This is a genomic window from Sphingobium sp., assembly GCF_032153725.1.
Classification (GTDB): domain Bacteria; phylum Pseudomonadota; class Alphaproteobacteria; order Sphingomonadales; family Sphingomonadaceae; genus Sphingobium.
On sequence record NZ_JALDYQ010000039.1, the window covers coordinates 1 to 20,627 of the forward strand.

Here is a 20,627-nt window from a genome sequence, read left to right on the forward strand (position 1 = left end):
GGACTGGGTTCCTGCCTTCGCAGGAACACGATGTAGGTCAATCTGCGGGTATGGACGCCGCCCTCCCCAGACTTCTCCAATCCCGCCAAAAGCCAGACCATCATCGCCCCAAATATTGCTGCGCCCTTTCTCTACCGACGCGGTTGCGACATTCATTGTGCAGACGCTAAGAGGACATCATGCGCAGCCCCTCCCCGCCCCGCCATCCCTTAAGCTTCGGCAATTTCCGGGCTTATCTGTTGGGACGGCTGACAGCCGTGCTCGCGCAGTACAGCATGATGATCGTGCTGGCGTGGCAGGCCTATAATGTCGCGCGCGAAACCATGGGCACGGCAGGCGCCTCGGCTCAGCTGGGCCTGATCGGCCTCGCCCAGTTCCTGCCCCTTTTCTTCCTGACGCCGGTGACCGGATGGGTCGCGGACCATTTCGACCGGCGCAGGATCACGCGCTTCACCCTGCTGCTGCTGGTGCTGGCATCGGGCACCCTGGCCCTCGCCACTTATGAAGGCTTCGTCAGCCTGCCGCTGATCTTCGGCATCGCCGCCATCGTCGGCATTGCCCGCGCCTTCAACGGCCCGGCCTACAGCGCGCTCGCCCCCAATCTGGTGCCGCGCGAAGTGCTGCCCAACGCCATCGCGATCTCCAGCGTGGTCTGGCAGGCGGGCATGATCGCCGGCCCGGCGCTGGGCGGCTATGCCTATGCGATCCAGCCCTGGGGCGCCTATGCGCTGGCATCGGGGCTGTTCGCGGTCGCCCTCGCCTGCATGCTGCTGATCGGTCCCGTGGCCCAGCCGCCGCGCGACACCAGCCGCCATCCGGTGCGCCAGATGATCGACGGCCTCACCTATGTGCGGACCAACCGGCTGGTGCTGGCGACCATCACGCTCGATCTGTTCGCGGTGCTGCTGGCAGGCGCGACGGCGCTGCTGCCTGTCTATGCGCGGGACATACTGCATGTGGGATCGGCGGGCCTTGGCCATCTCGCCGCCTCCCCCGGCATCGGGGCGGGCATCACCGCCCTCTTCTTCTCCTTCCGCCCGATGAAGACCGAAGTGGGCCTGAAAATGCTCGGCGCCGTCATCCTGTTCGGCATCGCGACGATCATCTTCGGTTCCACCGCCTTCCTGCCCCGCGACATGGCGCCCGAAATCGGCATTGGCGCCCTGATCCTGCTGGGATCGGCGGACATGGTGTCGGTCTATGTCCGCCAGTCGCTGATCCAGCTCCACACGCCTGACGAGATGCGCGGTCGCGTGTCCAGCCTGTCGCAGCTCACCATTTCCGCCTCGAACGAACTGGGCGAGGCCGAATCCGGCTTCCTTGCCGCCCTGGTCGGGCCGGTCGCGGCGGTGATCGGTGGCGGCGTCGGCGCCATCGTCATAACCCTAATCTGGGCTCGGCTCTTTCCAGAGCTGCGTCTTGCCCGTACCTTCGACCCACCCAAGACAAGGGCGGCCGAGCCAATGCAGGAGAAAGCGCAATGAAGGCATCCAATATCCTGGAAACCATCGGCAACACGCCGCATATTCGCGTCAACCGGCTGTTTGGGGACGCGGAAGTCTGGATCAAATCCGAACGGGCGAATCCCGGCGGATCGATCAAGGACCGCATCGCCCTTGCCATGATCGAGGCGGCGGAGGCATCCGGCGACCTGAAACCGGGGGGCACCATCATCGAACCCACTTCGGGCAATACCGGCGTGGGCCTGGCCATGGTTGCTGCGGTCAAGGGATACAGGCTCATCCTCGTCATGCCCGAAAGCATGAGTCTGGAGCGACGGCGCCTGATGCTGGCCTATGGCGCCAGTTTCGACCTGACGCCACGTGAAAAGGGCATGAAGGGCGCGATCGAGCGCGCGCTGGAACTGATCGACCAGACTCCAGGCAGCTGGATGCCGCAGCAGTTCGAAAACCCTGCCAATATCGACGTCCATGTCCGCACCACCGCGCAGGAGATCGCGACGGATTTCGCCGACTCGCCCGTGGACGTGCTGATCACCGGCGTCGGCACCGGCGGCCATATCACCGGCGCGGCGGAAGTGCTGAAGAAACTCTGGCCGAACCTCAAGGTCTATGCGGTCGAACCGACCCTGTCCCATGTGATCAGTGGCGGCCAGCCCGGCCCGCACCCGATCCAGGGCATTGGCGCGGGCTTCATCCCGGCGAACCTCCATACCCGGCTGCTGGACGGCGTGATCCAGGTCGATCCCGCCGACGCCAAGGATTATGCGCGCCGCGCCGCCAGCGAGGAAGGCATGCTCGTCGGCATCTCCTCGGGCGCGACGCTCGCCGCCATCGCCCAGAAGCTGAAGGAACTCCCGCCGGGCAGCCGCGTTCTGGGTTTCAACTATGACACCGGCGAACGCTATCTGTCGGTGCCCGATTTCCTGCCCGAATAAGGCGATTCCGAACCGGGCATGACCGACGCAACCTCCACCGGCCGGCCGCATCGTTCGATGTGGCTCATTTGGCTTGTGCTGTTCGTCGGCCTGCCTGCTCTTGTCGCCGCCTGGGAAGCGCGCGCGCCGACCGGCAGGCCACGTCTGGACGCCATCGCCGCCGCCCGGCTCAAGCGCCCGACGACCCCGCCTCCCCTCGTCGCGCCGGTCGAGCTCTATGCGCTGGACCGGGATCAGGCACGATCGCTCAATGCGACCATTCCCCTGTCGCGCCTGCCCAATCCAGCGGCACGCCCCTTCCTCTTCTCAGGCTCGCCTATCGACCTGGCCCGCGCCACGGACTGCCTGGCGGCCGCCCAGATCTATGAGGCCGGCGACGATACCGTGGGCGAACGGGCGGTGGCGCAGGTGGTGCTGAACCGGGTGCGCCATCCCGCCTTTCCCAAGACGGTCTGCGGCGTCGTCTTTCAGGGGCAGGAACGGGCGACCGGCTGCCAGTTCACCTTCACCTGCGATGGCGCCCTTGCCCGCTCTCCGACGCAGGCGGCGTGGCAAAGGGCGCAGGAAATCGCCAGATCCGCCCTGTCGGGCAAGGTCTACAAGCCGGTCGGCTATGCCACCCATTATCATACCGACTGGGTCGTGCCCTATTGGAGCGGCAGCCTGGACAAGATCGCCGCCGTCGGCACGCATCTCTTCTTCCGGTGGCGGGGCTGGTGGGGAACGCCGCCCGCCTTCCGCCGGACGGGGGAAAATGGCGAACCGCTGGTGGAGCGCATCGCGCGCCTGTCCGCTGCGCATCAGGGTGGACCGGACATGGCTTCTGGCCTGTCGCCGCTCGTCCTTGCCGGCGGTACGGTGACGGACCTCGCCGCCAGGCCCCAGCAGATGATCGGGGCGGAGTCCCTGGGCCAGATGATGGCCGGCGTACGCCTGATTGCCATCGCGCCGGGGGCGAAGAGTTTTCTCGTCGAGCTGAGCCGTACCGCTTCGCCCGACGGTTGGCCGACGCTGGCCCAGACCTTCTGCGCGGGGCGGCCTGAATGCCGCATCATGGCGTGGCGGGCGGGCCATGCGCCGGCCGGCCTGCCGTTGTCGGGCGACCAGATGGAAAGCATGGCCTTCGCCTATATCCACAACAGCGCGACGGGCTTGCAGCGGTCGCTGTGGAACTGCGTCCAGACCCCTCGTGGCAACAGGGAAGAATGCATGCGCCAGCGGGTTCCGGCGGCGGCAACGGCCGCCCCGCCTCCCGCTGCCCCGCCGGAGCTGGCGGGGGTCCGGCGCAAGGAGCGGTTCGAGGTGGTGAAGATCACTCCGCCCATGCCGCCACCCAAGGTGATGGCGCCGCCGGTCAAGCCATAAGGCGGAAATCTATTCCTCCTCGCCGGCACCAAGGCGGGGCAAAGCGCCGATGCGGGCGACCAGTTCCGACTGACGGCTGCAATCCAGCTTCGCATAGATGTTCTTGATCTGGGTGCGCACCGTGTTGAGCGCCACGCCGCGTTCCTGCGACAATTCCTCCAGCCCGCGGCCGGCACACAGGGCTTCGGCCACTTCCGCCTCCGCCCGGGTAAGGCCGTACAGCGTCCGGATGCGACTGGCGAGGCTAGGGTCGCGGGCGGCCGGATCGGTGGCGATGGCGACGATCTGCCGGTCCATGCCAACCCGTACCGATGCAATCGACAGAACATAGGGCAGGCCCTGCTCGCGATGGATGAAGATCGCGCCCGCCTGACCGCCCTGCCGCGCCGACGCCGCCCTGAGCGCGGTTTGCAAGGCTTCATCATCGCGCGGATCACACGCCTTCAACTGCCGCTGACGCAAGGTCAGCGCGTCGGCGCGGCGCAGCAGCGCATCGGCCGGGCGGTTGCAGTCGATCAGCACCCCATCGGCCCGCATGGTGAAGACGGCATGCCCCACCAGATCAAGCGTCGCATGCAGCGATCGGCCATGATGCTGCGCGCGATCAAGCTTGCTGCGGATCGCGAACATGCGGCCGATATGACCGATGCTGTCCTGCATCGCCTGCACGTCGTCCTCGCTGAAGGGCTTTTGCGTGCGGCCGCGATGCAGGCCGATATGCCCTGCCGTGCCGTCCCTCCGGATCACCCCGCCCAGACAACGAAAGGTGTCGTCGCCCATGCCCCTGATCCACTCATTATAAATCCTGCTGCCTTCATAGGCCTGGGTCGGCACGAAAGCTTCGATATTCCATATGCGGTTGGTCGTTTCAGCCCGGTCCAGCGCCCCGCCCCAAATGTCGTCGTCGTGGAATTCCTGGTCGTAAAGCGCCATCTGCGCATCGGAAAAATAGCCGGAATAGGAAATCTCCGCGACGTGATTGGGTGCCAGGCCCCAATGCAGAACTCCCGATCGCGCGCCGATCGCCTCGGCCAGCGTGGATGCCAGCTGGTCGAACACCGCATCATCGGTCGCCGCGTCGTAGATTTCCTCCGTACGGATCACAGCCTGCCCCAACCTCCCCATCTGCCCGGACCGAATATACGCGCCCGCCTCTTGCCGCATTGCACAAATCGGACATCAGCCGGTTCAAATCGCGGAAAAAACCGATAAGGCTGCCCTTGTGTTCCGCCGCGCTTCCCTTGCCCTGACGAACGATGTTCTCGCGCTTTCGGCAATCACCCTGTTGATCCAGGGTTGCACGCTGATGTCGTTCGGCGTCTTCCTGCCCGCTCTGGCGGCCGATTTCGGCGGGCGGGCGGGCAGCGCCGCCACCGCTTTTCTATTGACCATGAGCCTTGCCAGCCTCGCCGTCGGCTGGGCGCTCGACCGGGCCGGAGCGCGACCCGTGCTGCTGACCGGCATCGCGCTGAGCGCCATCGGGTTCGGGATCGCCGCCGGGGCGCGGGATCTTCTCGGCCTGACGGCGGCCATGGCGGCCTGTGGCCTGGGCGTCGGCGCGTCGACCATCGTGCCCGGCATCGCGATCATCACCCGGCATCATGGAACAGGGCGCGGCATGGCGCTGGCGATCTTTCTGGGCGCGGCGGTGTTGGCTGGGGCTGTGGTACCGCCCTTTGTCGGGGGAGCCATGGCGATCTGGGACTGGCGCGCGGCCATGCTGCTTTGCGCCGTGGCGATGGCGCTGGCCTGCTCGCCGCTGGTCCTGCTCGTGCCGAACGGACGGATCGACGCGCAGGCACGGAAGGATGGGCCGGGCTTCCGGCCCACCGCCAATGTCTGTCGGCTCATCCTCGCCAGCACCCTGTTGCAGCTCGCGATCAATGGCGTGCTGTTCGCGGCGGTCGACGGGTTGATGGCGCAGGGCATGACGCAGTCGGGCGCGGTCGCCGCGTACAGCATCGCCAATCTGCTCGGCTTGCCCGCGTTGCTTCTGGGCGGGATGCTGGCGGATCGGATCGGCGCCCGGCCCATGCTGATCGCGACCGCGCTGCTGCTGGCGCTGGGGACGGTCGCCCTGCTCAGCCCGCAGGCAATGGGCATGGCAGGGATAGCGGCCTTCGTCCTGATCTGGGGCGTGGCCAGCGCATTGCCCGGCCAGTCGGGATCGATGCTGCTGGCCGATGTCGTAGAGCCCTCTGCCTTTTCCCGGTTGCTCGGCCTCAACACCGCGATCATCAGCCTGATCGGCGCCCTGGCCCCGGCGCTGACGGATCAGATGCGCGTATGGGGCGACGGCTACGGCCTGCCGGTGCTGACTTATGCCGGGCTGGCTCTCCTCGCCGCGCCATTGATCGTCGGGGTGCGGCCTTTAGAGGCCAAGACTGGCTGACAGGCCGATCGTGCGCGGCCGCTGCGCCATTTCACGCAAGGGCGATCCCGTGACCGGCACCAGATCGGCATTGCGATACAGCACCGCCCGGCCGTCCAGCAGATTATCGGCGAACAGCGAAAGCTCCCAGCCATCGCGTCCAAGTCCGACCCGCAGTTGCAGCAAATCGCTCCCCGCCCCGACATGGACGCGCGGATCATAGGCGACGGATTGCACCGAGGGTGCACGGCGATAACCGCCCGCATGCCGCCATTCCGACCGAAGGAAGCCGTCCAGCCGCCCCGGTAGCCCAAAACCATATTCCGCAGCCAGCGCCCCCGTCCAGCGCGGCACATAAGGCACCCGGTCCCCCACCGCGACGATACTCCCCACCCCGTCCGCCCTGGGCTGTCCGACATCCTTGCGAAAGCGCGCATCGACAAAGCCAAGCCCAAAATCCAGCGTTAGCCCGCGCAACGGCTTCGCCTGCACAGCCAGTTCCACGCCCTGATTGCGCGCCGACCCCAGATTGTCGACATAGGAAAAGCCGCAATTGGGCAAGGTGATCGACTGCTGGATATGCCGCCAGTCGATGCGGAAAACGGCAATCGACAGGTGCAGCCCCCGCGCCGGCAATCCCGCCTTCACGCCCGCCTCATAGCTCCAGAGCGAATCCGACCCATAGCTGTCCGGCGCGGCCATGCGCCCCAGCACGGACAGATCGGCAGCGCAACTCCCCGCCGGAACCGCGCCATTGGTGCCGCCGCTGCGAAAGCCCTTGCCCGCGCTCAGATAGACCAGACTATCGCGCGCCGGCCGCCAGGACAGGCTGGCATAGGGCGTGACGGGCGTATCGTCCTGCCGCTTCGGGCCGATGGCGTTGCTGCCACCGGCGAAAGGCCCCTCCGACATCAGGCGGAAACGCAACGGATTATGAGAGACGCGCAGGCCCGCCGTCGCCTCCCAGCGGGGCGCCAGCACCCATGCCGCCTGCCCGAAGGCCGCCACCGTGCGCTCGCGAATCGTCTGCCGGCTGTGGTAGCTTTGCCCGCCGGGCAGCAGCGGCAGGCCGAAAATCTCCTCGATCGACAGGCCCAGTTGCGATTGGGCGAGGTCCGTGATGCCCGGCTCCACCACCCGTTGTTCCATGATGATTCGCGACTGGCTGTAAAAGCCCCCAATCAACCAGCGAACCGGCCCATCCGCATCGGACGCCAGACGCACTTCCTGCGTGAAATTGCGCTGCGCAACGGTGGTGCGGCTATAGCTGCCCCCCGGCGTGCGAATGCCGGGCACCGCCCCGCCCAGCACGATTTCGCCAAAGAAGCCGGAATAATCGACGATCTGGCGGTTCCGGCGATCCAGCCAGGCGGTCACGCTGGTCAGCGTCGCACCGTCCAGATGCAGCCGCGCGACCAGGCTGGGCAGCAGGAACCGGTCACGGCCGGGCTGATGCAGGCTGGCGGACTGGCGAAAGGGTCCAAGGCTGCTTTCATAAAAGGGCAGGTCGGCCCGCGCCGTCTTCTGATAAAACAGCGCGGGGACAATCTCCCACCGGTCGCCCAGCGCCGCCTTGGCCGCGACCCGCAGGCCAAGGGTCGCGACATGGTCGACATCCTCCACGATCCGCGACCCGCTGACCGGATCGACACGGTCGATGACGCCCGCATCCCGACGATAATAGCCGCTCACCCGCGCGCCGATCCTGCCCGGCAGGATGGCACTGCCCAGAGCCGCCTGCACTTCGCGCGCAAGGCCACCGGCCTTGACCGCCGCCACCTCGCCGCTGACCTCTGCATCCAGGCCGTCATATCGGGGCTGACGGGTCAGATAACGGATCGTGCCGCCCATGGAATCCGCGCCGAACAGCGTTCCCTGCGGCCCGCGCAGCACCTCTACCCGGTCCAGATCGAACCGCCGCAGATCGGGATTGCCCGCCACCTCCAGCGACCGGATCTGCACCGGCACATCATCGACATAGAGGCCGACGGTGGATGCGCCGATGGGCGAAAAGACGCCACGCAGGATCGGCTGCTGCGCCCCGAAGGCGCCGACGGTCGGTATGCTGAGATTGGGCACCACCCCGGCCAGATCACCCAGCGTGTCGATGCCTCGCCGCGCCAGATCGTCGCGGTCCACGCGAATGAGGCTGATCGGCACCCTGTCCTCCACCTCCGCGACGCGCCGGGCGGTGACGATCAGAGCAGGGTCCCCTGCATGGGCCGGGACCACGAACCCCGCGAGCGCCACGCCAAGAAACCATGCCTTCCCCCTCATGCGATCACTATTGGAAGGGATTGAAAGGCGACAGAATCATTCCATCTCTCTACAGCAACGACCCAGCCCGGCAACTAAACTGGATCAACCGCCCTACCCCCTTCACAAAACCGGGCGGCGGGCCTATATGGGGCATTCAAATCCGGTCCGCGCGGCGCCTTCGGGCAAGGCGGGGACCGTCCCCTGGATCGCCCGGGGACCGGCTTCGATTAGCGCGCGAAACCGGCGGAATGGGGCGAAAACGGCGGGTTACAACATGCTGACAGTGCGGATCGGACAGTCCCGGCCCGCACTTTTTTGCGTGGCGGCAGCGGGGCGAATCACCCCCGAAACCGCTCACGTCAGGCTGAATTTTCGCTGCGATGCGAAAAAATTCGACGAACTACAGGCAGGAACCGCAATGGCGACCAAAGCTCTCCCCACGATCAGCAATACCGGCGCGAAGAAGCGCATCAGAAAGGTATTCGGCGACATCCACGAAGTGGTGCAGATGCCGAACCTGATCGAAGTCCAGCGGGAGAGCTATGAGCAGTTCCTGCGCTCCGACCCGAAGATCGGCTATGTGTCGGGCCTCGAAAAGACCCTGCGCTCGGTCTTCCCCATCCGCGATTTCGCCGGCACCGCCGAGATGGACTTCGTCCATTATGAGCTGGAAGAGCCGAAATATGACGTAGAGGAATGCCGTCAGCGCGGCATCACCTATGCGGCGCCGATGCGCGTCACGCTGCGCCTGATCGTGTTCGAGGTGGATCAGGACACCGAAACCCGCTCCGTGCTCGATATCAAGGAGCAGGACGTCTACATGGGCGACATGCCGCTCATGACCGGCAACGGCACCTTCATCGTCAACGGAACCGAGCGCGTCATCGTGTCGCAGATGCACCGCTCGCCGGGCGTGCTGTTCGACCATGACCGGGGCAAGACCCATTCGTCGGGCAAGTATCTGTTCGCCGCCCGCGTGATCCCTTACCGTGGTTCGTGGCTCGACTTCGAATTCGACGCCAAGGACATCGTCAACGTCCGCATCGACCGCAAGCGCAAGCTGCCGGTCACCGCGCTGCTCTATGCGCTGGGCCTGACGCCCGAGGATATGCTCGGCTATTTCTACAACAAGGTCACTTTCGTTCGTGGCGAAGGCGGCTGGCAGATTCCCTACACCGCCGAAGCATGGCGCGGCCAGAAGCCGGCCTTCGACATTGTCGACGCCAAGTCGGGCGAAGTCGTGTTCGCCGCCGGTCATAAAATCTCGCCGCGCGCCGCCAACAAGGCGGAGAAGGACGGGCTGGAAACGCTGCTGATCCCGACCGAGGAAGTCTATGGCCGCTACAGCGCCTATGACCTCATCAACGAGAGCACCGGTGAGATCTACATCGAGGCGGGTGACGAAGTGTCGCCGGAAAATCTCGAAAAGCTCGATCGCGCGGGCATCGATCGTCTGGAACTGCTGGACATCGACCATGTCACCACCGGCCCCTGGATCCGCAACACGCTGAAAGCCGACAAGGCGGAGGAACGCGACCAGGCGCTGTCCGACATCTATCGCGTGATGCGCCCCGGCGAACCGCCGACGAAGGAAACCGCCGAAGCGCTGTTCGCCGGCCTCTTCTTCGATCCGGAGCGCTATGACCTCTCGGCCGTGGGCCGCGTGAAGCTCAACATGCGCCTCGACCTCGATGCCGAGGACACCGTCACCACCCTGCGCGTCGAGGACATCCTCGCCGTGGTCAAGGAACTGGTGAACCTGAAGGACGGCAAGGGCGAGATCGACGACATCGACAATCTCGGCAACCGCCGCGTCCGTTCGGTGGGCGAGCTGCTGGAGAACCAGTATCGCGTCGGGCTTCTCCGCATGGAGCGCGCGGTCAAGGAGCGCATGTCGTCGGTCGACGTGTCGACCGTGATGCCGAACGATCTCATCAACGCCAAGCCCGCCGTGGCAGCCGTGCGTGAATTCTTCGGCTCCTCGCAGCTGTCGCAGTTCATGGACCAGACAAACCCGCTGTCGGAAGTCACCCACAAGCGCCGCGTGTCGGCACTTGGGCCGGGCGGTCTGACGCGCGAGCGCGCAGGCTTCGAAGTCCGCGACGTTCACCCGACCCACTATGGCCGTATCTGCCCGATCGAAACGCCGGAAGGCCCGAACATCGGTCTGATCAACAGCCTCGCGACCTTCAGCCGCGTCAACAAATATGGCTTCATCGAGACGCCCTATCGCAAGGTGATCGACACCAAGGTGACCAATGAGGTCGTCTATCTGTCGGCGATGGAAGAAGCCAAGCACACCATTGCGCAGGCGAACGCCGAACTGAGCGCCGATGGCACGCTGGCCGAAGACCTGATCTCGGCGCGCGAAGCGGGCGAATTCCTGATGGCGCCCAAGGACCACATCACCCTGATGGACGTCAGCCCCAAGCAGCTGGTGTCGGTCGCGGCCTCGCTGATCCCGTTCCTGGAAAACGATGACGCCAACCGCGCGCTCATGGGATCGAACATGCAGCGTCAGGCCGTGCCGCTGGTCAGCGCCGAGGCGCCGTTCGTCGGCACCGGCATGGAAGGCACGGTCGCCCGGGATTCTGGCGCTGCCGTCGCGTCCAAGCGGGCGGGCATCGTCGATCAGGTCGATGCGACCCGTATCGTCATCCGCGCCACCGGCGACATCGCGCCGGGCCAGTCGGGCGTGGATATCTACACGCTCCAGAAGTTCCAGCGCTCCAACCAGGACACCTGCATCAACCAGCGCCCGCTGGTGAAGGTAGGCGACCTGATCGAAGCGGGCGACGTGATCGCCGATGGCCCGTCGACCGAGTTCGGCGAGCTGGCGCTGGGCCGCAACACGCTGGTCGCGTTCATGCCCTGGAATGGCTACAATTACGAGGACTCCATCCTGATCTCCGAGCGGATCGTGAAGGATGACGTCTTCACCTCGATCCATATCGAGGAGTTCGAGGTCATGGCCCGCGACACCAAGCTGGGGCCGGAAGACATCACCCGCGACATCCCCAACGTCGGCGAGGAAGCGCTGCGCAACCTCGACGAAGCGGGCATCGTGTACATCGGCGCCGAAGTGGAGCCGGGCGATATATTGGTCGGCAAGATCACCCCCAAGGGTGAATCGCCGATGACCCCGGAAGAAAAGCTGCTCCGCGCGATCTTCGGTGAAAAGGCGAGCGACGTGCGCGACACCTCGCTGCGTCTGCCGCCGGGCGTCGCCGGTACGGTCGTGGAAGTCCGCGTCTTCAACCGCCACGGCATCGACAAGGACGAGCGCGCCATGGCGATCGAGCGGGAGGAAATCGACCGCCTCGCCAAGGACCGCGAGGACGAACGCGCCATCCTCAACCGCGCGACCTTCAACCGCCTCCAGGAAATGCTGATCGGCCAGACGGCTGCGGCAGCGCCGAAGGGCATCAAGAAGGGCATAGAGATTGACGAGGCCCTGCTGGCCGAAGTCGAACGGCATGAATGGTGGAAGTTCGCGGTCGCGGACGACACCCGCCAGGCCGGAATCGAAGCCGTCAAGGCGCAATATGACGAAGCGGTGAAGCTGATCGTCGAGAAGTTCGAGGATCGCGTCGACAAGCTGCAACGCGGCGACGAGCTGCCGCCGGGCGTGCTGAAGATGGTCAAGGTCTTCGTCGCGGTGAAGCGCAAGCTGCAGCCGGGCGACAAGATGGCCGGCCGTCACGGTAACAAGGGCGTCATCTCGCGCATCCTGCCGATCGAGGACATGCCGTTCCTGGAGGATGGCACCCATGTCGACATCGTGCTGAACCCGCTGGGCGTGCCGTCGCGCATGAACGTCGGTCAGATCTTCGAAACGCATCTGGGCTGGGCTGCCCGTGGCCTTGGCCAGCAGCTCAAGCATGCGCTGGAGGACTGGCGTGAAGCCAATCCGAACGCGCGAGGAGGCGAGATGCCGGACGCGGTCAAGACCCGCCTGCTGGAAACCTATGGGCCGCAATATGCCGATCAGATCAACGGCCGCACAGCCGAACAGATCGTCGACCTTGCCGAGCATCTTGCACGTGGCGTGCCGATGGCGACCCCGGTGTTCGACGGCGCCCGCGAAGCCGACGTGTCGGCGATGCTGGAGCTGGCGGGGCTGCACTCCTCGGGTCAGTCGGACCTATACGATGGCCGCACAGGCGACCGTTTCGACCGCAAGGTGACTGTCGGCATCATCTACATGTTGAAGCTGCACCACCTGGTCGACGACAAGATCCACGCGCGTTCGATCGGCCCCTACAGCCTTGTCACCCAGCAGCCGCTGGGCGGCAAGGCGCAGTTCGGTGGCCAGCGCTTCGGTGAAATGGAGGTGTGGGCGCTCCAGGCCTATGGCGCCGCCTATACGCTGCAGGAAATGCTGACGGTGAAGTCGGACGACGTGGTCGGCCGCACCAAGGTCTATGAGGCGATCGTCAAGGGCGACGACACGTTCGAGGCCGGCATTCCCGAAAGCTTCAACGTGCTGGTTAAGGAAATGCGCTCGCTGGGCCTCAACGTCGAACTCGCCGCGATGGACGAGGTCGAGGACGACGACGGCTTCGCGCAGGCGGCGGAATAAGGGTTGCCGGGCGCTGTCTCCCGAAGACAGTGCCCCTCCCCCTCCTTCGCCCCAGAATTTTACCCTCTAGAGGGACTTGAGATATGAACGAACTGACGAACTTCGCCAATCCGATCCAAAAGCCGGAAACCTTCGACCAGATCCAGATTGGCCTCGCCTCTCCCGAGCGCATCCGCAGCTGGTCCTTCGGCGAGATCAAGAAGCCGGAAACCATCAACTACCGCACGTTCAAGCCTGAGCGTGACGGCCTGTTCTGCGCCCGCATCTTCGGTCCGATCAAGGACTATGAGTGCCTGTGCGGCAAGTATAAGCGCATGAAGTATAAGGGCATCGTCTGCGAGAAGTGCGGTGTCGAAGTCACGGTGTCGAAGGTCCGCCGCGAACGGATGGGCCATATCGAACTGGCCGCGCCCGTCGCGCACATCTGGTTCCTGAAGTCGCTGCCCTCGCGCATCGGCCTGCTGCTCGACATGCAGCTGAAGCAGCTGGAGCGCGTCCTTTATTTCGAATCCTACATCGTCACCGAGCCGGGCCTGACCCCGCTCGAAAAGTTCCAGCTTCTGACCGAAGACGAACTGCTCGACGCGCAGGACGAATATGGCGAAGACGCCTTCTCGGCCGGCATCGGCGCCGAAGCGGTCAAGCAGATGCTGATGGATCTCGACCTGGAAGGCGAGAAGCAGGCGCTGCTGGACGAGCTGGCCGTCACCAAGTCGGAACTCAAGCCCAAGAAGATCATCAAACGCCTCAAAGTCGTCGAAAGCTTCCTGGAATCGGGCAACCGTCCGGAGTGGATGATCCTCGACGTCGTGCCCGTCATCCCGCCGGAACTGCGTCCGCTGGTGCCGCTGGACGGCGGCCGTTTCGCGACCTCGGACCTGAACGACCTTTATCGTCGCGTCATCAACCGCAACAACCGCCTGAAGCGGCTGATGGAACTGCGCGCGCCGGACATCATCGTCCGCAACGAAAAGCGCATGTTGCAGGAAGCCGTCGACGCCCTGTTCGACAATGGCCGTCGCGGCCGCGTCATCACCGGCGCGAACAAGCGTCCGCTCAAGTCACTGTCCGACATGCTCAAGGGCAAGCAGGGCCGCTTCCGTCAGAACCTGCTCGGCAAGCGCGTCGACTATTCGGGCCGTTCGGTCATTGTTACCGGCCCGGAACTCAAGCTGCACCAGTGCGGGCTCCCTAAGAAGATGGCGCTCGAACTGTTCAAGCCCTTCATCTACGCCCGCCTCGACGCCAAGGGTCTGTCCATGACCCTGAAGCAGGCCAAGAAGTGGGTCGAGAAGGAGCGCAAGGAAGTCTGGGACATTCTGGACGAGGTGATCCGCGAGCACCCGGTCATGCTGAACCGCGCGCCGACGCTCCACCGCCTCGGCATTCAGGCGTTCGAACCCGTGTTGATCGAAGGCAAGGCGATCCAGCTGCACCCGCTCGTCTGCTCGGCCTTCAACGCCGACTTCGACGGTGACCAGATGGCCGTCCACGTTCCGCTCTCGCTGGAAGCCCAGCTGGAAGCGCGCGTGCTGATGATGTCGACCAACAACATCCTGAGCCCCGCGAACGGCAAGCCGATCATCGTTCCCTCGCAGGACATGGTGCTGGGCATCTATTACCTGTCCATGGAGCGCGAAGGCGAGCCGGGCGAAGGCATGCTGCTGGCCGACATGCAGGAGGTCCATCAGGCCCTCTATGCCAAGGCCGTGACCCTGCACTCGAAGATCATCAGCCGCGTGCCGCAGACCGACGAAGCCGGTCAGCAGTATATGAAGCGCTTCGAGACGACCCCGGGCCGCATGCTGCTGGGCGAATGCCTGCCGAAGTCGCACAAGGTGCCCTTCGACGTCGTCAACCGCCTTCTCACCAAGAAGGAAATCGGGGACGTCATCGACCAGGTCTATCGTCACACCGGCCAGAAGGACACGGTGCTGTTCGCCGACGCCATCATGGCGCTGGGCTTCCGCCACGCGTTCCAGGCTGGCATTTCGTTCGGCAAGGACGACATGGTGATCCCGGATTCGAAGACCGCGATGGTCGACGAAACCAAGGCGCTGGTGGCCGACTATGAGCAGCAATATCAGGACGGCCTGATCACCCAGCAGGAAAAGTACAACAAGGTGATCGACGCCTGGAGCCGCTGCGGCGACCAGGTCGCGAACGCCATGATGGACGAGATCCGCGCCCAGCCCAAGGACCCGCAGACCGGCCGCATGGCCCAGATCAACTCGATCTACATGATGGCGCACTCCGGTGCCCGTGGTTCGCAGGCCCAGATGAAGCAGCTCGCCGGCATGCGCGGCCTGATGGCCAAGCCGTCGGGCGAGATCATCGAAACGCCGATCATCTCGAACTTCAAGGAAGGCCTGACCGTTCTCGAGTATTTCAACTCGACGCACGGTGCGCGTAAGGGTCTGGCCGATACGGCGCTCAAGACGGCGAACTCGGGTTACCTGACCCGCCGTCTGGTCGACGTGTCGCAGGACTGCACCATCGTCGAGGAAGATTGCGGCACCGAAAAGGCGTTGGAGATGAAGGCCATCGTCCAGGGCGGTTCGGTCATCGCCTCGCTTGGCGAGCGTATCCTGGGCCGCACCACGGCGCAGGATATTGTCGACAGCAAGGATGGCAGCATCGTCATCCCGATCGGCACCCTGCTCGATGAAGCGATGATCACCCAGATCGAGGCGATCGGCACGCAGGCCGTCAAAATCCGCAGCCCGCTGATCTGCGAAAGCCGGATGGGCGTGTGCGGCAAGTGCTACGGCCGTGACCTCGCCCGTGGTACGCCGGTCAATATTGGTGAAGCCGTCGGCGTCATCGCGGCGCAGTCCATCGGTGAACCGGGCACCCAGCTCACCATGCGTACCTTCCACATCGGCGGCGCGGCGAACTTCAACGAAACGTCGAACCTGGAATCGATGGCGGACGGCACGATCGAACTGCGCGACATGCCGACCATCACCGACAAGAACGGTCGTCGGCTGTCGCTCGCCCGCAACGGCGAGATCGCGATCATCGACTCCGAAGGCCGCGAGCGCGAAACGCACCGCCTGCCCTACGGCGCCACCATCCTGTTCGCAGATGGCGACACCGTGAAGAAGGGCGACCGCTTCGCTGAGTGGGACCCGTTCACCATGCCGGTGATCACGGAGAAGCCGGGCATCGTGAAATATGTCGACCTGATCGACAACAAGACGCTGACCGAACAGACCGACGAAGCGACCGGCATCGCCCAGCGCGTCGTCATCGAGCATCGCGGTGCTGCCCGTACCAAGGAGGATCTGCGTCCGCGCCTGACCCTGCTGGACGACAATTCGGGCGAAGCCGCGCGCTATATGCTGGCGGTCGGCGCCACCCTGTCGGTCGATGACGGGGCGCAGGTGCAGGCCGGTGACGTGCTGGCGCGTGTCTCCCGCGAAGCGGCGAAGACCCGCGACATCACCGGCGGTCTGCCGCGCGTCGCCGAACTGTTCGAAGCCCGCAAGCCCAAGGACAATGCGATCATTGCCAAGGTGTCGGGCCGCGTCCAGTTCCTCAAGGATTACAAGGCGAAGCGCAAGATCGCCATTAATCCCGAGGATGGCGGCGAGCCGGTCGAATATCTGATCCCCAAGAGCAAGGTGATCGACGTTCAGGAAGGCGACTATGTCAAGCGCGGCGACAACCTGATCGGTGGTTCGCCCGACCCGCACGACATTCTGGAAGTACTCGGCATCGAGCCGCTGGCCGAATATCTGGTCGCGGAAATCCAGGAAGTCTATCGCTTGCAGGGCGTGAAGATCAACGACAAGCACATCGAAACGATCGTTCGTCAGATGCTGCAAAAGGTCGAGATCATCGAGTCCGGCGACACCACGCTGCTGGTGGGCGAGCAGATTGACCGCGAGGAAATGGACGAGATCAACGCCAAGCTCCAGCCGGGTTTCGCGCCCGCCGCTGGCAAGCCGGTGCTGCTCGGCATCACCAAGGCCTCGCTCCAGACCCGCTCGTTCATCTCGGCGGCCTCTTTCCAGGAAACCACCCGCGTCCTCACGGAAGCGGCGGTTCAGGGCAAGAAGGACACGCTGGTGGGCCTGAAGGAAAACGTCATCGTTGGCCGTCTCATCCCGGCGGGCACCGGCGCCGGCATGAACCGCATGCGCGTTGCCGCCTCGTCGCGTGACGCGGCGATGCGGGCCGCGCTGCGCGCCTCCAGCCAGGTCGACCTGATCGCGCCCAAGACCGCTGCCGAAGAACATGCCGCAGAACTGCGTCAGGGTCCGGAAGCCGCAATTGGCGACGATCCGCTGGGTGCCGTCCAGGGTGAGGATTTCACCACCGAGGACATGGATTGAGCGATTTGAAATAAAGGGAGCCGCTTCCTATCTCGGGAAGCGGCTCCCAGCCCTTCATGGCCCGAACGGCCATGATGAAGAACCCGCCGGATGCGACAGCGAAGTCCGGCGGGCTTTCTTTTTGCCCATCGCTTTCTCAAGAAAAATTCTGGACGAAACCCTGCCGCAAAGCCTCTTGACCAATCCCGAATCCCCGCCTATCTGCGCGTCTCCGGTGAACCACTGGCCTGCTGCTGATGCCCGATCGTCTAAAGGTAAGACTACGGACTCTGACTCCGTCAATCGAGGTTCGAATCCTCGTCGGGCATCCAGACTTTCCAAAATAAATCAGTAACTTATCCTGCCTAGATCGCTGCACATTGCGCGATTTCACGTTGCAGAGAAATTCCACGCAATTCCGCCATTTTCCAAGAAATTCCGGGCACTCCCGGCGGCTTCATGCAACGGATGCAACATGGCGAGGAACGAACTAATCGGGATTATCACCATCGCCAGATAGGCGAATCGCGGCGCTGGACGTTACGCTGGCGTTCTCGATCCCCCTTGACCGAAAAGCCCCGCGCTGCCCCCTTCTCGGCGCGGGGCTTATTCATTCTCCTTCGGCCTATCCTTCAATCATCAGTGGAGGGACGGTACTGACCCGCGTACAGGCGGGGGCGGCTTCGCCAGTCGCTACGCGGCTTCACGTTGCCCAGCTGATCAATTGCCTCATCAATCTGCTTCTTGCTCCACGCATCCTTCCCTCCAAAACGGACAGGATCAGGCATAACGCCTGTGAAGACCTCGCGCTAAAAGGCGGCAGTCGACATTTCCAGATATGCGGCAGCCGTGGTCAAGGCGCATCATCGCGGGCTAGCCATATGTGCCCCGCTCAAGTTTCGGCATCGCAAATCCTCTGTATCGAGCTGGCGATGGTGATCGGGGTGCTCAGCGGGCTGTCGGATGCGCGGCGGAATTGCGAGCGGTGGGGCGAACTGGGCTGCCGCCGGAGCCTCCGCTGCTCTAATATGCGATGTGTCGACGCTCCATCTCGTCAAGGATCGCCTGATCATCTGGCGTTCGGTTGTCGTGATCGTTCACGGCCTCCCAGGCGTGGCACAATTCCTCATTGGTCATCTCGCGGGGGTCAGGCTGGCGCGGCTCTTGTGACATGACAGCACTCCATCATGGATCAGCGCATTATCTCATGCCGCGCTCACGGGGGCAACGCTCCCTAATCGCTCTCACGGACAGAGTATACGCGCGTCACAATCAAGCGTATGGTGGCGCGGGGCCCAAAGCCGAAAGGATTAGCGATGCAAAACATCGACAGGTCCGCCACCGTAGCCGTCCTCAACCGCATCCTTGAGCAGGAACTGGCAGGGGTTGTCCGCTACACCCACTATTCCTTTTTGGTCTTCGGCTTCGGTCGCATCCCGATCATCTCCTAGCTACGCACGCAGGCCGACGAGTCCCTGCTGCACGCTCAGCAGGCCGGGGAAATGATCACGATGCTCGGCGATTATCCCTCTCTGGGGATCGGCCCGCTGCTCGACAGCCTTACGACGGACATCGCCACGATCCTGCGGGAATCGCTGGAAGCCGAAAGGCGCGCATTGGCGCTCTACCGCGAGTTGATGGCGCTGGTCGAAGGACGATCGGTCGCGCTGGAGGAATATGCGCGGCAGATGATCTATGCCGAGGAGGTCCACGCCAGCGAGGTTGATAAGATGCTACGCCGACCCGGAGATCTCGCAGCGTTCGCGCCAGAAAATTGAAACGTCTCGTTCGCCCAAAGATTGCCAGCCTAGATCCTGACTTCGCGCGACCCAATGGCTCAGTCACCCTCCCCGCCAAACGACAAGGCCCATCTATCCCGGCATGTCGGCCCTTGCGAATTCATGCCTGAAAATCGGTAATCTGAAGTGAGGTCTGACTTTATCTTTGCGTCACCATTTTTCGGTCAGTTCTTCAAAACCCCGATGGCGCCTATGTTTTGAGCGATCAGCAACTGACAAAATCCCAGAATTGCGTAAGGTTCATTCCGGCATATCGACCCAAGCCCCGCCCCACCATCTTCGTCAGCGCATAAGCTGGATCGTTCCTCACATGAACGTTGGGTAAATCGGCCATTCAGCGAACAGCCACGCCGCGCGACCCATGACCGCCTGACACATCGGGGAGATGGTCATGGGGAAGAAGATCACATTGGCATTGAGCCTCGCCGCCATTTTGGGCGCAGCGGTGCCGTCGGTCGCAATCGCGGACAATGGATGGCACCGGGGCTGGTATAAGCACCATGACGACGATGACGGCCGCTACTACCAGCGCCGCTATCGTGACCGCGGCTATTATCGGGATGACCGCCCGCGCTATTACCGGAGCGGTTGCCGCACCAGCGGCACCACGGGCGCTATTATCGGAGCTGGCGCAGGTGCGCTGCTCGGCCGCGCGGTTGACACCCGCGGGGACCGCTTGCCTGGCACCATCATCGGCGCAGGTGCTGGCGCCCTGATTGGCAAGGAGGTCGGCAGCAAGAGCCGCTGCTGATTTAGGAAGCAGGTGACAGGCGTTGTCCGGGCGAACGCGCCGCCTACTGGACACATCCGCAACGGGCAGCGCGGGCATAGGCAGCCAGTTCCGGCCGCTTATCCCCGCCGCTGTTCAAATAGCGATCGACGGTCACGACCGCCTCATCGGGATAGGCAGAGGCCAAATGCCCAAGGCCATGCAGCGCCGCTTCCTGGCATGCGATGTTCTCCAGCTTCAATATACGCTCCATTGTGCCCAGCAGCGCGCGGTGCAGGCTTTCCTTGTCGGGATCATCCGCCAGCGCCACGGACGGCATGACATCGAACCACATATAGCAGGGTATGTTCAGCGCATTACCGCCCGGCTCATCAATGTGGCTCAGCACCGGCGCGGCGCGCGGGGCGAATATCTGCTCGAACAGGATCGCGATGGCCTCGATGCAGTGCTGGCGCTCAGCGGCGGGAACCTCCCGGCTATAGAGCCAGCCACTATCGCCCGACGCCGACGTGTTCATGAGATAGGTCAGCCCTTGGGCAATCTGCGCATCGCTGAACCATTGGAGCGCGGGCAGCGGGTCAGCAAATAGGCGGGTTAGATAGTCGACAGCGACACCGGGCGCCGGGTCCCACCAAGGCGCGTCCATATCGAAGAACCACCCGTTGCCATGTAGACGCACCTCATGGCTGAAGGCGTGCTCGATCCAATCGGGGAATGAGAGGTCGGGCAGGCGCATGGATCAGGCTCGGGTGTCCACCAACATTTGCCCAGCCTACCACTCCAGGCCGACGGGACAAATCTGCT

The 20,627-nt window shown here is 64.0% G+C and carries 11 protein-coding genes, 1 tRNA gene and 1 pseudogene; 10 read left to right on the plus strand and 3 right to left on the minus strand.

Annotated elements, in window-relative coordinates; genetic code table 11:
* Positions 1-179 precede the first annotated feature (179 nt).
* Genes RUH75_RS13500 through RUH75_RS13510 form a run of 3 tightly spaced genes read left to right on the plus strand, consistent with a single transcriptional unit; the run spans position 180 to position 3,763 of the window.
* Entirely contained in the window at positions 180-1,484 is a 1,305-nt protein-coding gene (locus tag RUH75_RS13500; RefSeq protein ID WP_313806761.1) for an MFS transporter, read from the plus strand.
* A complete protein-coding gene (gene cysK, locus RUH75_RS13505; protein ID WP_313806763.1) occupies positions 1,481-2,398 on the plus strand; it encodes a cysteine synthase A in 918 nt (305 codons plus the stop codon). Before RUH75_RS13500 ends, cysK begins: the two co-directional genes overlap by 4 nt.
* 18 nt (positions 2,399-2,416) lie before the next feature.
* On the plus strand, positions 2,417-3,763 hold the full coding sequence (locus tag RUH75_RS13510) for a cell wall hydrolase (protein WP_313806765.1): 1,347 nt from the start codon (positions 2,417-2,419) through the stop codon (positions 3,761-3,763).
* 9 nt (positions 3,764-3,772) lie between these two features.
* Here the strand turns inward: RUH75_RS13510 and RUH75_RS13515 are convergent, their stop codons facing one another.
* Positions 3,773-4,867 (minus strand): helix-turn-helix transcriptional regulator, encoded by a 1,095-nt coding sequence (locus RUH75_RS13515; protein ID WP_313806768.1) that lies wholly within the window; start codon positions 4,865-4,867, stop codon positions 3,773-3,775.
* 118 nt (positions 4,868-4,985) lie between these two features.
* Between RUH75_RS13515 and RUH75_RS13520 the strand changes: the two genes are divergently transcribed.
* A complete protein-coding gene (locus RUH75_RS13520) occupies positions 4,986-6,155 on the plus strand; it encodes an MFS transporter (protein WP_313806770.1) in 1,170 nt (389 codons plus the stop codon).
* Here the strand turns inward: RUH75_RS13520 and RUH75_RS13525 are convergent.
* On the minus strand, positions 6,135-8,411 hold the full coding sequence (locus RUH75_RS13525) for a TonB-dependent receptor domain-containing protein (protein ID WP_313806772.1): 2,277 nt from the start codon (positions 8,409-8,411) through the stop codon (positions 6,135-6,137). The two genes, RUH75_RS13520 and RUH75_RS13525, sit on opposite strands and share 21 nt — an antisense overlap.
* A gap of 400 nt (positions 8,412-8,811) precedes the next feature.
* Here RUH75_RS13525 and rpoB point away from each other — a divergent pair, with 400 nt between their 5' ends.
* From rpoB to RUH75_RS13555, 6 genes and pseudogenes are all read left to right on the plus strand, one after another.
* Positions 8,812-12,975 (plus strand): DNA-directed RNA polymerase subunit beta, encoded by a 4,164-nt coding sequence (rpoB, locus tag RUH75_RS13530; RefSeq protein ID WP_313806773.1) that lies wholly within the window; start codon positions 8,812-8,814, stop codon positions 12,973-12,975.
* An 83-nt stretch (positions 12,976-13,058) separates the two neighbouring features.
* Positions 13,059-17,315, plus strand: coding sequence for a DNA-directed RNA polymerase subunit beta' (gene rpoC, locus RUH75_RS13535; protein ID WP_313806775.1), 4,257 nt, complete (start codon positions 13,059-13,061; stop codon positions 17,313-17,315).
* A gap of 237 nt (positions 17,316-17,552) precedes the next feature.
* Positions 17,553-17,626, plus strand: a tRNA-Gln gene (locus RUH75_RS13540).
* A 984-nt stretch (positions 17,627-18,610) separates the two neighbouring features.
* Positions 18,611-18,745 carry a hypothetical protein gene (locus RUH75_RS13545; RefSeq protein ID WP_313806778.1) on the plus strand — a complete coding sequence of 45 codons (135 nt, stop codon included), beginning with the start codon at positions 18,611-18,613 and terminating at the stop codon, positions 18,743-18,745.
* Between the two features lie 12 nt (positions 18,746-18,757).
* Positions 18,758-19,072 (plus strand): annotated as a pseudogene (locus RUH75_RS13550) (ferritin-like domain-containing protein); the annotation flags it as partial.
* Positions 19,073-19,484: 412 nt separating this feature from the next.
* Positions 19,485-19,844, plus strand: a complete 360-nt coding sequence (locus RUH75_RS13555) for a glycine zipper 2TM domain-containing protein (RefSeq protein WP_313806780.1) — start codon at positions 19,485-19,487, stop codon at positions 19,842-19,844.
* A 43-nt stretch (positions 19,845-19,887) separates the two neighbouring features.
* On the opposite strand, the gene RUH75_RS13560 is transcribed toward RUH75_RS13555, so the two are convergent.
* A complete protein-coding gene (locus RUH75_RS13560) occupies positions 19,888-20,559 on the minus strand; it encodes a hypothetical protein (protein WP_313806782.1) in 672 nt (223 codons plus the stop codon).
* Positions 20,560-20,627 lie beyond the last annotated feature (68 nt).